Genomic DNA, 15,209 nt, shown 5'->3' with positions numbered 1-15,209 from the left:
CTGTCCACTGGGGACAGACGATGAAGAAAGCACGTTTCACGCAGGACCAGATCATCCGGATCCTGAAGGAGCATCAGGCGGGTGCGAAGAAGAGAACGCGAAGCTGAAGCGGCTCCTGGCGGAGAGCGTGATGGACGTCTCGACGCTGAAGGAGCTGCGGGCAAAAAACTCTTGACGCCCGGTTTGCGGCGGCGGGAAGCCATGATCTAGTGCCCTGATCGAGAAGTTTGCATGATTATCCTGATGGCAGGGGTAATCGAATGGGATGCACGGCGGTTGCGATCGAACTGACGGCATTGGAGCGTCAGGAACTGGAATCTCTGGCAAGGGCGCGCAAGACGGGGCAGGCGCTTGCGCGGCGAGCCCGTCTTGTCCTTGCCGCAGCCGATGGGCATGAGAACAAAGCGATCCGCGACCCTAACTCACAATTGAGGGCACGTTCGGGGCAGGGTCAGCCGTATGCCGCCCGACAGGGGGGAGCCGCTTGCCACCTGATGTCGGGAGGAGTGAGAAGCGCAGCCGACTTCAGCCCTGTGCATGTCCTGCTGCGGTGACGATCTTTGCTTGTGCCTCATGGGGAAAAGCATTGAGAGCTTCGAGAAGCTGCAAGGCATTTTGCGGGGCGGCGCCGAACATGGTGTTGTCGTAGATCGTCCAGACATCGGTGCCGTGGGCGGTCAGCGACGCAACGATTCTTGCCTGTGCTGCAATGGCTTCTTTTTCATATGTCGATTCGTAGATGCGGGGGGAGCCGTGCAGCCGGAAATAGGCGAGGCCGCTCCAGCCGCCGGGCTGTGCCGCAAGCAACGGTCTGGCCGGGTCCGCCGCGACCCGTGAGACCTTCTGCCTGGCCAGCATGTGGTCGATTTCCGGCTGGAACCAGCTGGCATGTCTTGGCTCCAGCACGACAGGCCCGGTGAGGATGGTCTTCAGTTCGTTGATGAAGCGTTCGGCGATGTCGCCGGGATAGGCGAAACTGGGGGGAAGCTGGACCAGGACGGGGCCGCGCTTTTCGCCCAGGCCGCCGGTTTCCTCGGCGAAGCGCTCGATAAGCTCGCGACAGTCGATCATGCGGCGCTCGTGCGTGATCGCCCTGGGCAGCTTGACGGAAAAGCGGAATGTGGGCGGCACGCTGGCTGCCCAGCGCGCGTAGGTCGTGCGTCGGTGCGGCCGATAGAAGCTGCTGGTGATTTCGACGGCCGGGAAACGGGCGCCGTAGCGTTCGAGATGCGTGCCGGCCGGGGGAAACCGATCGGCTAGCGCGGAGGGGATCGACCAGCCGGCGACGCCGACGCGGATGGACATGGGCGGTTCCTCCTGTGACCTGCATCTCCGCGCCGGATGGAGTCGGGGGCGGGTGTCGTAGCGTGCCGGACGTTCCGTGGTTCGTTGCCGGCAGACATCATACATCTGTGATCGTTCGCGCCGATTTTGGACCTCGACAAGGCGTCGGGCCGGTCCCTAGATGTCACCCAACAAGTGTTTGGTAGGTTTTGGCGCGAGGGGGTGCAGGTGCTGGGGCATCGTGAGGATCGAGAGGCAATGACGTGTGACGTCGTGATCGTCGGGGCGGGCCCCGCGGGTCTGGCGGCGGCGATCCGGCTCAAGCAGCGCTCACCCGACCTTCAGGTCATCGTGGTCGAGAAGGGGGCGGAAACCGGTGCCCATATCCTCTCCGGGGTGGTCATGGATCCGGTGGGGCTGGACGCGCTGCTGCCGGGGTGGCGGGAGGAGGAGGATCGCCCGCTTCGCCAGGAGGTGGTGGAGGATCGGTTTGCCTTCCTGACGCAGGGCCGGGCTTTTTCCGTGCCGGAAATCCTGTTTCCGGCGCGTCTGAGCAACAAGGGGTGTTTCGTCGGGTCGCTGGGCGAGGTGACGCGCTATCTGGCGGGCCGGGCGGAAGGGCTTGGGGTCGAGATCTATACCGGGTTTCCGGCGACCGAGATCCTCTATGACGAGACCGGCCGGGTCGAAGGGATCGCGACCGGTGACATGGGGATCGGCAAGGATGGCCAGCCGACTGCATCTTTCACGCCGGGCATGGAACTTCGCGCGCGGTACACCCTGTTTGCGGAAGGAGCGCGTGGCTCGCTGAGCAAGCAGGTCATTGCCCGCCATGGGCTGGACCGTGAGTCTGGCGTCCAGAAATATGGACTTGGGATCAAGGAAGTGTGGGAGGTCGCGCCGGGAAAGTGCCATCCCGGCCTGATCCGGCATACTGTGGGCTGGCCGCTGGACCGGCATACGGGTGGCGGGTCCTTCGTCTATCATGGTGCGGGTCATCTGGTGACGGTGGGGCTCGTCGTTCATCTGGACTATGCCAACCCGACCCTGTCGCCGTTCGACGAGTTCCAGCGTTTCAAGACGCATCCGTCCATGCGCGATCTGCTGGCCGGCGGGCGCCGGGTTGCCTATGGCGCACGGGCCCTGACCGAGGGTGGGTGGCAGGCGGTGCCGCGTGTGGCCTTTCCGGGCGGGGCGCTGATCGGCTGTGCTGCGGGCTTCATGAATGTCGCGCGGATCAAGGGATCGCATAATGCCATCCTCTCCGGCATTCAGGCGGCCGACGCGATCGTCGGGGAGCCGGATCGGGTCGAGCCGCGATCTTACGAGAACGGATGGCGCATGTCGGCGATCGGCCGGGATCTTTATCCCGTCCGCAACGTCAAGCCGCTCTGGTCGCGCTTCGGGCTGGCGGGGCTGGCCCTCGGCGGGCTGGATATGTGGGCGCATGCGCTTGGCGGAGGCTCGGTGCTGGGGACGCTGCGCCATCGCAAGGCCGATTATGCCAGCCTGCGACCGCGCGCCGAGGTGACGCCGATTGCCTATCCGAATCCGGACGGGGTGCTGACCTTCGACCGGTTATCCTCGGTGTATCTGTCGGGTGTGAATCACGAGGAAAATCAACCCTGCCATTTGCGGCTGGCCGATCCGCTGCTGCCGATCCGCGAGAACCTGCCCCGGTTTGGCGAGCCTGCGCGGCTTTATTGTCCGGCCGGGGTCTATGAGGTCGCGGTTGCGGCGGATGGAACCTCTTCCTTCGTGATCAACGCGCAGAACTGCGTGCATTGCAAGACCTGCGACATCAAGGACCCGGCCCAGAACATCACCTGGACCCCGCCCGAGGGCGGCGGTGGCCCCAATTACGCGAATATGTGAGGCCGAGATATGAAAGATTTCGAAACAGACATGGTATTCCGTAAATGCGCGGTGATCGGCGCCGGGACCATGGGGGCCGGGATTGCGGCGCATATGGCCAATGCGGGTGCGGATGTCGTGCTGCTGGACCTGGATGCCGAGGTCGCCGCCCGTGCGGTGGAGCGGCAGGTCAAGCTCGGGGGCTTCATGCTGCCGGACTTCGCCGAACGGGTGCGGACCGGCAGCACGCGCACCGACATGGCGTTGCTGGCCGATGCGGACTGGATCGTGGAGGCGGTGGCCGAGCGGCTGGAGATCAAGCGCGGCCTGTTCGCGGAGATCGCGCAGGTCAGGAAGCCGGGTTGCGTGCTGTCGTCCAATACGTCGACGATCCCGCTGCGCGAACTGGTGGAGGGCATGGATCCGGTGCTGGCCCGTGATGTGCTGATTGCGCATTTCTTCAATCCGCCGCGCCAGATGCGGCTGCTGGAACTGGTGACCGGGCCGCATACCGATCCGGGCACGGCGGCACGGTTGAGCCGCTTTATTGATGTGGGTCTCGGCAAGAGCATCGTGGCCTGCAACGACACGCCGGGTTTCATTGCCAACCGTATCGGCTGTTTCTGGTTGGCGGCGGGGCTGGGCGAGGCCCTGCGGCTGGGTATCGACGTGGAGACCGCCGATGCGGTGATGGGCAAGCCGTTTGGCCTGCCGCGCACGGGCGTGTTCGGGCTGTACGACCTGATCGGCATTGACCTGATGCCGGGGCTGATCCGCTCGCTCCAGGCCAATCTGCCGGCCGGGGACGCCATTCAGGCCTATGACGCGGAACCCGCGCGCGTCACTGCGATGCTGGAGCGGGGGCTGACGGGGCGCAAGGGTGGCGGCGGCTTCTACCGGATGGCTGCCGGACGCGGGGCGCGGGAGGTGTTGGACCTCGCCGGTGGAGCGTATCGCGATGCGCGCCCGGCGCCGGTGCTGGAGGGGGAGCCGCGCCGGCTGATGGCGGGAAGCGATCTCGCGGGGCGCTATGCCTGGGCGGTGATGTCACGGACCCTGGCCTATGCGGCGTCTCTGGTGCCGGAAATCGCGGATCGGCCCGATCAGGTGGATGAGGCCATGCGCCTTGGCTATGGCTGGACCCATGGGCCGTTCGAACTGATCGACCGGATCGGCGCGGAATGGCTGGCCGGCCGGCTGGCCGAGGACGGGCAGCCGGTGCCTGCCCTTTTGCAGGCGGCCTCCGCCGGCGGGTTCTATCGTGTTGCGGACGGGGCGCGCGAGGTTCTTGTGCCGCGGGCGGAGGGGACGGCTCATGCCCGCCTGGAGCCGGTCGAGGGCGTTATCGCGCTGCCGGCGCTGCGTCTGGCCCGGCAGCCGGTCTGGTCGAGCGAGGCGGCGTCGCTGTGGGATCTGGATGATGGCGTGGGGCTGTTTGCTTTCCACACCAAGCTGAACGTCTTTACCGCGCCGCTGATCGAGGCCGTGCAGCGGATCGCGGCCGTCGTGCCGCGTTATTTCGATGCGCTGGTCGCGGGGAATGACGGGCCGGTCTTCAGTGCCGGTGCGGATCTGAAAGCCATGCTGGCCCTGTCGGAAGGCAATGACCGGGCGGGGCTGGAGGCTTTCCTGCATGCCGGGCAGCGGGCGTTCGATGCTCTGGCCGGTGCGCCGTTCCCTGTCGTCGGGGCGGTTGGTGCGCTGGCTGTCGGCGGTGGATGTGAGTTTCTGCTGCATGCCCATCGGGTGGTTGCCCATGCCGAGGCGCGGATCGGGCTGGTCGAGGCGCAGGTCGGTCTGGTGCCGGGCTGGGGCGGGGTGACGGCGTGGCTGGCGCGTCATCAGGCCGCCGGGCTGGATGCGGGCGAGGCGGCGTCGGCGACGCTGCGGGGCGTGGTGCAGGGGGTGACGTGGCCGGGCGCCTTCCGCGCGCGGGAGGCCCGGCTGCTGCGGCCGGACGATCGCATCGTGATGAATGCCGACCGGCTGATTGCCGATGCCCGCGCCGTCGCGCAGGCGTTGCGGCCCGGTTTCCGGCCGCCTGTGGCCCCGGACCTGCATCTGCCGCCTCGTGCCGTGCTGGAGGGGGTGGTTGAGGATCTGGCGCCTTCTCTCGCGCCGCATGACCGCGTGATCGCGGATGCGCTGGTCGGGGTTCTGTCCGGCGACGGGCGGCCTGTCAGCGCCTCGGACCTGACCGCGCGTGTGACGGAATGCTTTCTCGATCTCGCCCTTGCCGAACCGACCCGCGCGCGCATGCGCCAGATGATCGCCACCGGCAAACCCCTGCGGAACTGACGCGCGGCACACCGCGCACGCACATCGCACAAGAAGGAAGAACAGGACATGCCATCCTACAAGGCTCCGGTCGAGGATATGATGTTCGTGCTGAAGGATGTCCTCGGCGCTGGACAGGTCTTTGCCGAAATCCCCGCCTATGCGGAGATCGATACCGATGTGGTCGAGAACGTGCTGGAGGAGGCCGGACGTTTCTGCACCGAGATTCTCCAGCCGCTGAACATGAGCGGCGATGCCGAGGGCTGCCGTCTGGAAGACGGCGTGGTGCGGACCCCGAAGGGCTTCGCGGAGGCCTATGCGGCGTTTTCCGATGCCGGGTGGGGCGGGCTGTCGGCTTCGCCCGACCATGGCGGGCAGGGGCTGCCGCGCACGGTGCAGATCCTGGTGGACGAGATGCTGTCGGCCGCCAACCTGTCGTTCGGACTGTTTCCCGGCCTGACGCGCGGTGCGTATGAGGCGATCGAGGCCCATGGCGACGAGACCCTGAAGGCGCTTTACCTGCCGAAGATGATTGCCGGCACCTGGACCGGCGCGATGGCGCTGACCGAAGGCGGCGCCGGGTCCGATCTGGGCCTGCTGAAGGCGACGGCGGTGCCGCGTGGCGATGGCTCATATACCGTGACCGGATCGAAGATCTTTATTTCCTCCGGCGATCACGACATGGCGGAGAACGTCATTCATCTCGTGCTGGCGCGGCTGCCCGGTGCGCCGGCGGGCACGAAGGGCATCAGCCTGTTCCTGTGCCCGAAATTTCTGGTCGATCGGGACGGGGCGCCGGGTGCGCGCAATGCCATCTCGGTCGGCGCGCTGGAACACAAGATGGGCATTCATGCCCAGCCCACCTGCGTCATGAATTATGACGGCTGCCAGGGCTGGCTGGTGGGAGAGGAACATCGCGGCCTGGCGGCGATGTTCACCATGATGAATGCCGAGCGGCTGTTTGTCGGCGTGCAGGGGCTGGGGGTGGCGGACGCCTCCTACCAGACTGCCGCGACCTATGCGCGCGAGCGGTTGCAGGGGCGGGCGACGGATGTGGCCGGCACCGCGCCGATCATCGCCCATCCGGACGTGCGGCGGATGCTGCTGTCGATGCTGTCCTTCATCGAGGCCGGGCGGGCTTTGAGCCTGTTTACGGCGCTGGAGATGGACAAGGAAAAGTTTCATCCCGATCCGGACGTTCGGCGCGTGTCCGGTGGGCTGGTGGCGCTGCTGACGCCGGTGATCAAGGCGGCCCTGACCGATTTCGGGTTCGAGGCCGCCGTGCTGGGCCAGCAGGTGCTGGGCGGCCATGGCTATATCCGTGAATGGGGGCAGGAGCAGTTTGTCCGCGATGCCCGGATCGCGATGATCTACGAAGGGACGAACGGCATCCAGGCACAGGATCTGGTGTTGCGGAAACTGCCGCTCGACGGCGGCCGTCCTGTCCGGATGTTCCTTGGTCTGATCAGGGAGACATTGGAACAGGCGGAGGGAGTTGCCGAAGCCGCCGCGCAGTACGCGGCCGTGGGCGAGGCGCTGGCGCATCTGGAGCAGGTGACGGCGCGGCTGATCGACGGTGACCTTGCCGGACCGGACGAGCGGAACGCGGCGGCGACCGATTACCTGCGCCTGTTCGCGCTGGTGACCTTCGGCTGGCTGTGGCTGCGCATGACCCTGACCGTGGCGAAGATGGGGGAGAACGCGGACGCGCATGCGCGGCGCAAGGTCGCGGTCGGGCGGTTCTTTGCCGGCCGCATCCTGCCGCAGGCGGGGGCGCTGGCGCGGCAGATCGGCGCGGGAAGCGCGCCCGTCATGGCGCTGGCCGCCGGGGATTTCTGACGCGCGGCCCCGGATATAATCCTCGGAGGAAAAGAATCCATGAAGAAGATCCTTGTTCCGGTAAAGATGGTTCTCGATTCCAATGCCCGGCCGCGTGTGCGGACGGACGAGAGCGGCATTGACCTGTCCGGCATGCGGATGTCGATCAATCCGTTCTGCGAGATCGCGGTGGAGGAGGCGCTGCGCCTGAAGGAGGCGGGGCTGGCCGAGGAGGTCGTGGTGGTCTCCATCGGGCCGGCCAAGGCGCAGGATACGCTGCGCCAGGCTCTGGCGATGGGGGCCGACCGGGCCACGCTGATCCAGACCGACGAGACGGTCGAACCGCTGGCGGTGGCCAAGCTGCTGCGTGCGGTCGTGGGGGAGGAACAGCCGGACCTCGTCATCCTGGGCAAGCAGGCGATCGACGATGATTGCAACCAGACCGGCCAGATGCTGGCGGCGCTGCTGGGCTGGCCCCAGGCGACGTTCGCCTCCGCCGTGCGGTTCGCGGACGGGCGGCTGCTGGTGACGCGTGAAATCGATGCCGGATTGCAGACGCTGTCGCTGCCGCTGCCGGCGGTGGTGACCACGGATCTGCGCCTGAACGAGCCCCGGCATTGCGCGCTGCCCAACATCATGAAGGCCCGCAAGAAGCCGCTGAAGACAAGCACGCCTGCCGATTATGGCGTCGATATCGGCCGGCGGCTGAAGATTCTGGCGGTGCGCCCGCCCTCGGGGCGCAAGCCGGGCATCAGGGTGGCCACCGCGTCCGAACTGGTCGGAGACCTGCGCGCGGCGGGGCTTGTCTGACACGTTTCTTTTGCAACCACGAGATTGCGGAGATCAGCATGACGACACTTCTTATCGCGGATCATGATAACCGCGTGCTATCCGATGCCACCGCCCGTGCCCTGACCGCGCTGGGCGCGATCGACGATGCGGTGCATGTTCTGGTGGCGGGACATCAGGCCGGGCCGGTCGCTGAACAGGCTGCGAAACTTCGGGGCGTGGAGCGGGTTCTTCTGGCGGACGATGGGGCGTTTGCGCATGGGCTCGCCGAGCCGCTGGCCGCGCTGGTTCATTCGTTGGCCGGGGCGTATCGGGTGGTGGCCGCGCCGGCGACGTCCGGCGGCAAGGATGTGCTGCCGCGCGTGGCGGCGTTGCTCGACGTCATGCAGGTCTCCGACGTGGTGCGGGTGGTTTCGCCGGATACGTTCGAGCGGCCGATCTATGCCGGCAATGCGGTCGCCGTGGTGCAGAGCACGGATGAAAAGAAACTTCTGACGATCCGGACGTCCGCTTTTTCCGCTGCTGGGGTGGGCGAAGCGGCCGTGCCGATCGAGGAGGTGAAGGCGCCTGAGGGTGTCTGGCAGGCCCGTTTCGAGGGCGAGACGCTGAGCAGCAGCGACCGGCCGGATCTGGCGTCGGCCCGGATTGTCGTCTCCGGTGGGCGGGCGCTGGGGTCGGCCGAGAAATTCCAGGAAATTCTCGGCCCGCTTGCTGAACGACTGCATGCCGCCATCGGCGCGTCGCGCGCGGCGGTCGATGCGGGATATGCCCCGAACGATTTGCAGGTGGGCCAGACCGGCAAGGTCGTGGCGCCCGACCTTTATATCGCGCTCGGCATTTCCGGGGCCATCCAGCATCTGGCCGGCATGAAGGATTCGAAAGTGATCGTTGCGATCAACAAGGATGAGGATGCACCGATCTTCCAGGTGGCCGATTACGGCATCGTCGGCGATCTGTTCGAGATCGTTCCCGAACTGGAAAAGGCGCTTGGCTGACCGGTCGTGGCAGCCCGACAAGGAAAAGACATCATGATACATGAAGATCCGGCCGTGATCGTTGCGGCCGCGCGGACGCCGCTGGGGCGGTTTCTGGGCGATCTGTCCGCCGCCACGGCGCCGATGCTGGGGGCGACCGCCATTCGCGGTGCGCTGGGCCGTGCCGGCCTGGCGCCCGACAGGGTCGATATGGTGACGATGGGCTGCGTGCTGGGGGCGGGGATCGGGCAGAATCCGGCCCGGCAGGCGGCATTGGGTGCCGGCCTGCCGCAGGGAACGGCGGCGGCGACGGTCAACAAGGTCTGCGGCTCGGGCATGATGTCGGTGTTCATGGCGCGCGATGCACTGCTGGCGGGATCGACGACGATTGCCGTGGCGGGCGGGATGGAATCCATGTCGAACGCGCCCTATCTGCTGCCGCGGGCGCGCACGGGATACCGCATGGGGCACGAGACGGTTGTGGACCATATGCTGCGGGACGGCCTGGAAGATGCCTATGAAGGTGGCCGGTCGATGGGTGATTTCGGCGAGGCCACGGCGGAGGCGTACGGGTTCAGTCGTGCGGACCAGGACCTCTATGCCGGGCAGACGCTGGCGCGCGCGCAGGCGGCCATCGCGGATGGTGCGTTCACGCAGGAGATTGAGCCCGTGACGCTGGCGACCCGCAAGGGCGAGGTGCGCGTTGCGGCTGACGAGAACCCGGCGAAAATCTCGGCGGAGAAGATTCCGTCCCTCAAGGCCGCCTTTCGCCGGGATGGCACGATTACGGCGGCGAGTTCGTCGGCGATCGCCGATGGGGCGGCGGCGATGGTGCTGGCGCGCCGGTCGTACGCCCTGGGGGCGGGGTTGCCGGTTCTGGCGGAAATCCGCGCCTGCGCGACCCATTCGCAGGAGCCGGCCTGGTTCACCACCGCGCCCATTCCGGCCATCCGCAAGGTCCTGGATCGGGCCGGGTGGTCGGTTGGGGATGTCGATCTGTTCGAGATCAACGAGGCGTTTGCCGTGGTGGCCATGTCGGCGCAGCGGGATCTGGCCATTCCGGCGGATCGGTTGAACGTGCATGGCGGGGCCTGTGCGCTGGGGCATCCGATCGGTGCGACGGGCGCGCGCATTATCGTCACCCTGCTGCATGCCCTGCGCGCGCGTGGGGCGCGGCGCGGGGTTGCGGCGTTGTGCATCGGGGGAGGGGAAGCCACCGCGATCGCCATCGAGATCGCCGCCTGATCCGCCACCCGGAAAAAGAAACAAGAAAAACGGAAAGAATGACCGATATGGGCGAGGATCGTGTTCGACATGCCGGCATGCGGCGCAGGATTTGCAGCGCCGAGGATGCCGCCGGCCATATCCAGCATGGCATGACGCTGGCCACGGGCGGCTTTACGCCGTCCGGCACGCCAAAGGCCGTACCCAGGGCCCTGGCCCGGCGGATGGAAGAGGCGCGGCAGGCCGGGATGCCCTTTGCCGTGCGCCTGTTTACCGGGGCCTCGACCAGCCCGGAACTCGATGGCGGGCTGGCGCGGGCGCACGGTGTGAGTTTCCGCATTCCCTATAATGGCGACCCCGACATGCGGGGGCGGATCAATGCCGGGGAAACCGCTTACGTCGATACTCATCTGAGCCGCCTGGCGCCATGGGTACGGGCGGGTTTCTTCGGCGGGATCGACGTGGCGGTGGTGGAGGCGGCGGCGATCCGCGAGGATGGCGGGATCGTGCCGACCCTCTCGATCGGCAATAACAAGACGTGGCTCGACATGGCCGACAAGGTCATCATCGAGGTCAATGAATGGCATAATCCGGCCATCGAGGGACTGCACGACATATGGGCGGGCGATACCCTGCCGGCCGATCGCCGCGAACTGCCGCTGCGCCGTCCCGAGGACCGGATCGGCGAGACCGTGCTGCGTGTCGATCCGGACAAGGTGGCGGCGGTCGTCCTGACGAACGAGCCTGATCTGAACGCTTCCTTTCGGGAGGCGGACGGCGCGGCGCGGGCGATTTCGGGCCATCTGATGGAATTCTTCCGTCATGAGGTTTCGCGCGGGCGCCTGCCGCCTTCGCTGCCGCCGATCCAGTCCGGGGTCGGGAATGTCGCCAATGCGGTGATGGCGGGATTGGCCGATGGGCCGTTTGACGATCTTGTGGCTTTTACCGAAGTGATTCAGGACGGCATGCTGGCCATGCTCCATTCGGGCAAGATGCGGGCGGCTTCGGGGGCGGCGTTTTCGGTCAGCGCGGAGGCATCCGCCCTGCTGAACCGTGAGATGGCGGCATTTCGGAAAAAGATCGTGCTGCGGCAACAGGAGGTCAGCAACAATCCGGAGATCGTCCGGCGGCTGGGCTGCATTGCCATGAATACGATGATCGAGGCCGATATCTACGGCAATGTGAATTCCACGCGCGTCATGGGCTCGCGCGTGCAGAATGGAATCGGCGGATCGGGGGATTTTGCGCGCAGTGCCCATCTCTCGATCTTCATGGCACCGTCGACGGCGAAGGGCGGCAGCATTTCGGCCATCGTGCCGATGATGGCGCATGTCGATCATGTCAATCAGGACGTGCAGGTGCTGGTGACCGAGCAGGGCCTGGCCGACCTGCGGGGATTGTCGGCGCGCGAGCGGGCGCGGCTGATTATCGACCGGTGCGCCCATCCCGAATACCGGCCGATGCTGAAGGACTATCTGGACCGTGCCGAGAGCGGCGTCTTCGGGGGCGAGACGCCGCATCTGTTGCGGGAATCCCTGGCCTGGCACCAGCGCTTTATCGAGACCGGGTCGATGCGGGCCTGATGGTTCGCGGTCCGGCCCGCGCAGTGATGGTCAGGCTCCAAGAGAGGTGGATATGAATCATGAGTAGTGAAACGGCCGATGGCGGGAACCTGACGATCCGGGTTGTGGCGATGCCCAGCGATACCAATCCCGCGGGCGATATTTTCGGTGGCTGGCTGATGTCGCAGATGGATCTGGCCGCCAGTACCACCGCCGCGCTGACGGCGCGGGGGCGGTGTGCCACAGTGGCGATTGATGGCGTGGTGTTTCACCATCCGGTCGCCGTGGGTGACGAGGTGAGCATTTATACCCGCCTGCTGAAGGTGGGGCGGACCTCGATGACGATCGATGTTCAGGCCTGGCGGCGGGTTCGGCATACGACGGAAATCCAGAAGGTGACACAGGGCTGTTTCGTTTTCGTCGCGTTGGATGCGGAGGGACGGCCGCGTCAGGTGGCCGTGTAGCCGAGTCCTGGGCGCGGGGGCTTTGTCGTCGGGCGCGGGTTCCGTGCTATAGGACCGGGATGGATGATGCATCTGTTGCCGGAACGAGTGCCGTGACACGCTGCCGCTGGGCGCGGACGGACCCGTTGCTGCGGGCCTATCACGACGAGGAATGGGGCGTGCCGGTACATGACAGCCGGATGCTGTGGGAAATGCTGTGTCTTGAGGGGTTCCAGGCCGGGTTGTCCTGGCTGATCGTGCTGCGGCGGCGCGAGGGGTTTCGGCGTGCGTTCGCGGGGTTCGATCCCGAACAGGTCGCGCGTTTCGGGGTGGCGGATGTGGAGCGCCTGATGGCGGACCCCGGGATTATCCGGGCGCGCGCCAAGATCGAGGCGACGATCGGCAATGCGCGGGCCTATCTGGCCATGATGGAACGCGGGGAGGATTTCGCCGAATTTGCCTGGGGCATGGTGCCGGATGCGCCGGTGCGGAACATGACGGGGGCGGTATTGGCGCAGTCGCCGCTGTCGCAGGCGATGGCGAAAGCGCTCAAGGCGCGGGGATTCCGGTTTGTCGGGCCGGTAATCGTCTATGCCTGGATGCAGGCTGTCGGCATGATCGACGATCATGATCCCGCGTGCTTTCGCCATGTTCGATAGGGCGCGCGGTGAGGAAAGGGGGGCGGCGGTATTTTTGAATGTTCTATGATGTGCGTTCGCATTCCTCGAGGAACGGCTTGAGCGCGGGATTCAGGTTTCCGGGCCGCCATGCCACGACGTGATTGACGATCGGCGCATTGTCGAGATCGCAAAAAACGACGCCGCCGCTGCTTGCTTTGCGGATTCCGTAGGGAACCAGGGCGACGCCAAGCCCTTCGGCGACGAGATTGACGATCGTATGCTGATATTGTGTTTCCAGCCGGATGATCGGCTCGAATCCGCCTGATCGGCAATAGCGGACGATGGCCTCCCGCAGCATCGCGGAGACCTCGACCGGGGCCGCGAGCAGGGGTTCGTCTTCCAGGTCCCTGGCTTCGATCAACGGACGGAGGGCGAGCGGATGGTCGGCCGGCACGGCCAGGCAGAGCGGCTCGCTCAGGATCGCGCTCGTCTGCAGGCCGCGAATGAAGCCCGGATCGAACATGATCCCCGCATCGAAGCGGCCTGCCTGGATGTCGGCGGCGAGCGAGCCGGGGATGACCTCGCGCAGCCTGGTATGGACCATGGGATAATGCGCCACATAGCGGCGCACGAGGCTGGGGATCACCGTGTAGGTGGCATACATCATGAAGCCGATGGACAGCTCGCCGAGCTGGCCGCGTTCCGCGAGCTGGGCATTGGCGCAGGCCTGGTCGAAGGCGGCCAGGACCGCCTTGGAATCATCCAGGAAGCGTTGGCCGGCACGGGTGAGTGTCGCGTGGCGCGAGTGACGTTCGAGCAGGCGGACGCCCAGTTCCTTTTCCAGGGCGGCGATCTGGCGGCTGAGGGGCGGCTGGCTGAGATGCAGGCGCTCGGCCGCGCGCCCGAAATGCAGCGTTTCGGCCAGCACGACGAAATAGCGCATCTGTCGAATGTCGATCATGGCAGGGAATCCGCACGCGAAAGGCTGGGAGGCTGCGTCGGAAGCCTCGCTGGTCGGGCCGGATGGCCGGTTCCCGCCAGGGTATCAGGCGAGGGGAGCGGTCTGGAACAGCGTTACGCGCAGGCCGCCATGCGGTATGGGCGCGGTGTTGGGCAGGAAGGGCAGGCCGGTGGCGTGGGCTAGGCCGGATTCGGTGGTGACGAGGCCGACGCGCCAGCCGGTGAAATGGGTTGCCAGCGTGCGGCCGAACGCGCGGTAGAGGGGGAGCAGGGCCTTCCTGTCGCCGATGCGGGTGCCGTAGGGGGGATTGACGATGACCAGGCCCGGCGTTTCGCAGGGGGGGCGGATGTCGCTGATCGGAGTCTGCTGGAATACCGTCCAGGGGGTGACGCCCGCGCGTTCGGCATTCGCGCGGCTCATGGTGATGGCCCCGGCGTCGCGGTCGCTGCCGTAGTAGCAGGATGTCGGCACGCGCATGCTTTTGACGTCGCGCATCTTCTGCCAGGCGGCTTCGTCGAAATTGGCCAGGAGTTCGAACGCGAAATGGCGCGAGCGGCCGGGATTGAGCCGGGCCGCGATCTCGGCCGCTTCGATGACGAAGGTGCCCGAGCCGCACATCGGGTCGAATACCGGCTCGGTGCCGTCATAGCCGCATTGCAGGAGGAAGAGCGAGGCCATGGTCTCGCGCATGGGGGCGCGGTTGACGGCCTGCTTGTGGCCGCGCCGGTGCAGCAATTCTCCGGAACTGTCGATGCTGATCGTGCAGAGATCGTGGTCGATCCGCACCCGGATCGTAAGAGCGGCATCGGGCGCGCAGGGGGCGCCGATGGTCCTGCGGATCGCATTCTCGATCCGTTCGGCGGCGGCGCCGGCATGGTAGATGCGCGACCCGGTGCAGGAGGCTTCGACCCGGAAGGGGATATCGGGGCGCAGGAGGCCGGCCCACGGCACCAGCCGCGCGCGGTGGTCGAGCTGGGCGAGGTGGACGACCTTGAAGGCGTCGATCCGCGCCAGGATGCGGTTAGCCCCCCGGACCCAGAGATTGGCGCGCCAGACTTCCGGCCAGCCGCCCTTGATGACGACGCCGCCGGGAACGGCATGGGGCTGCCTGAAGCCCTTCAGGCGTATTTCGCCACACAGCGCGTCTTCCTGGCCTGGTGCGGTGGCGAGGAAGATCTCGAAATCCCGGTCTTGCGTCATGCGGCCTGCATGGCAGGAAGCCGGCGCCGCAGCAACCGGCATGCCCCGGCATGGGGGGATGATGTGGCGTTGCGAAGAGGAAATCTCTTAAATAATTCAAAGTGATGGATGAATTTTCTCTCGCAGGGAGTGGGTTGCCATAATTTGTTATATTTCTTGGGGTAATATCGGTTGTGCCGAACACGGGTCAAACAGTCAGAAGT

The 15,209-nt window shown here is 66.2% G+C and carries 12 protein-coding genes and 1 pseudogene; 10 read left to right on the top strand and 3 right to left on the bottom strand.

What is annotated here, in order from left to right:
• Positions 1-20: 20 nt before the first annotated feature.
• Positions 21-192: pseudogene (locus tag ACMAUO_RS16920) on the top strand (IS3 family transposase); the annotation flags it as partial.
• A 333-nt stretch (positions 193-525) separates the two neighbouring features.
• Here ACMAUO_RS16920 and ACMAUO_RS16915 read toward each other — a convergent pair.
• Complete coding sequence (locus tag ACMAUO_RS16915) at positions 526-1,305, bottom strand: DUF72 domain-containing protein (RefSeq protein ID WP_420358090.1); 780 nt, start codon at positions 1,303-1,305, stop codon at positions 526-528.
• A gap of 237 nt (positions 1,306-1,542) precedes the next feature.
• Here ACMAUO_RS16915 and ACMAUO_RS16910 point away from each other — a divergent pair, with 237 nt between their 5' ends.
• The 9 genes from ACMAUO_RS16910 to ACMAUO_RS16870 are packed head-to-tail and all read left to right on the top strand — an operon-like array spanning position 1,543 to position 12,884.
• Positions 1,543-3,159 (top strand): electron transfer flavoprotein-ubiquinone oxidoreductase, encoded by a 1,617-nt coding sequence (locus tag ACMAUO_RS16910; protein ID WP_420358089.1) that lies wholly within the window; start codon positions 1,543-1,545, stop codon positions 3,157-3,159.
• Between the two features lie 30 nt (positions 3,160-3,189).
• Positions 3,190-5,436, top strand: coding sequence for a 3-hydroxyacyl-CoA dehydrogenase/enoyl-CoA hydratase family protein (locus ACMAUO_RS16905; protein ID WP_420358088.1), 2,247 nt, complete (start codon positions 3,190-3,192; stop codon positions 5,434-5,436).
• 48 nt (positions 5,437-5,484) lie between these two features.
• A complete protein-coding gene (locus ACMAUO_RS16900; RefSeq protein ID WP_420358087.1) occupies positions 5,485-7,254 on the top strand; it encodes an acyl-CoA dehydrogenase C-terminal domain-containing protein in 1,770 nt (589 codons plus the stop codon).
• A gap of 39 nt (positions 7,255-7,293) precedes the next feature.
• Positions 7,294-8,043 carry an electron transfer flavoprotein subunit beta/FixA family protein gene (locus ACMAUO_RS16895; protein ID WP_420358086.1) on the top strand — a complete coding sequence of 250 codons (750 nt, stop codon included), beginning with the start codon at positions 7,294-7,296 and terminating at the stop codon, positions 8,041-8,043.
• Between the two features lie 38 nt (positions 8,044-8,081).
• Entirely contained in the window at positions 8,082-9,017 is a 936-nt protein-coding gene (locus ACMAUO_RS16890) for an electron transfer flavoprotein subunit alpha/FixB family protein (protein ID WP_420358085.1), read from the top strand.
• A gap of 33 nt (positions 9,018-9,050) precedes the next feature.
• On the top strand, positions 9,051-10,241 hold the full coding sequence (locus ACMAUO_RS16885) for a thiolase family protein (protein ID WP_420358084.1): 1,191 nt from the start codon (positions 9,051-9,053) through the stop codon (positions 10,239-10,241).
• A 47-nt stretch (positions 10,242-10,288) separates the two neighbouring features.
• Positions 10,289-11,803 carry a succinyl-CoA:acetate CoA-transferase ScpC gene (scpC, locus tag ACMAUO_RS16880; RefSeq protein ID WP_420358307.1) on the top strand — a complete coding sequence of 505 codons (1,515 nt, stop codon included), beginning with the start codon at positions 10,289-10,291 and terminating at the stop codon, positions 11,801-11,803.
• A gap of 59 nt (positions 11,804-11,862) precedes the next feature.
• Positions 11,863-12,246: an acyl-CoA thioesterase gene (locus ACMAUO_RS16875; protein ID WP_420358083.1), complete on the top strand. Its 384-nt coding sequence runs from the start codon at positions 11,863-11,865 to the stop codon at positions 12,244-12,246.
• A 59-nt stretch (positions 12,247-12,305) separates the two neighbouring features.
• On the top strand, positions 12,306-12,884 hold the full coding sequence (locus ACMAUO_RS16870; protein ID WP_420358082.1) for a DNA-3-methyladenine glycosylase I: 579 nt from the start codon (positions 12,306-12,308) through the stop codon (positions 12,882-12,884).
• Between the two features lie 43 nt (positions 12,885-12,927).
• Here ACMAUO_RS16870 and ACMAUO_RS16865 read toward each other — a convergent pair whose 3' ends face one another.
• Both ACMAUO_RS16865 and ACMAUO_RS16860 read right to left on the bottom strand, forming a co-directional pair.
• A complete protein-coding gene (locus ACMAUO_RS16865) occupies positions 12,928-13,806 on the bottom strand; it encodes a LysR family transcriptional regulator (protein WP_420358081.1) in 879 nt (292 codons plus the stop codon).
• 84 nt (positions 13,807-13,890) lie between these two features.
• Positions 13,891-15,006, bottom strand: coding sequence for a THUMP domain-containing class I SAM-dependent RNA methyltransferase (locus tag ACMAUO_RS16860; protein ID WP_420358080.1), 1,116 nt, complete (start codon positions 15,004-15,006; stop codon positions 13,891-13,893).
• Between the last annotated feature and the right edge of the window lie 203 nt (positions 15,007-15,209).

Origin of the sequence: Gluconacetobacter brunescens, assembly GCF_048695475.1 — a bacterium.
Lineage (GTDB): Bacteria > Pseudomonadota > Alphaproteobacteria > Acetobacterales > Acetobacteraceae > Gluconacetobacter.
Note: the sequence above shows the minus strand (reverse complement) of the source record. Positions and strands in the feature narration are given on the sequence as shown.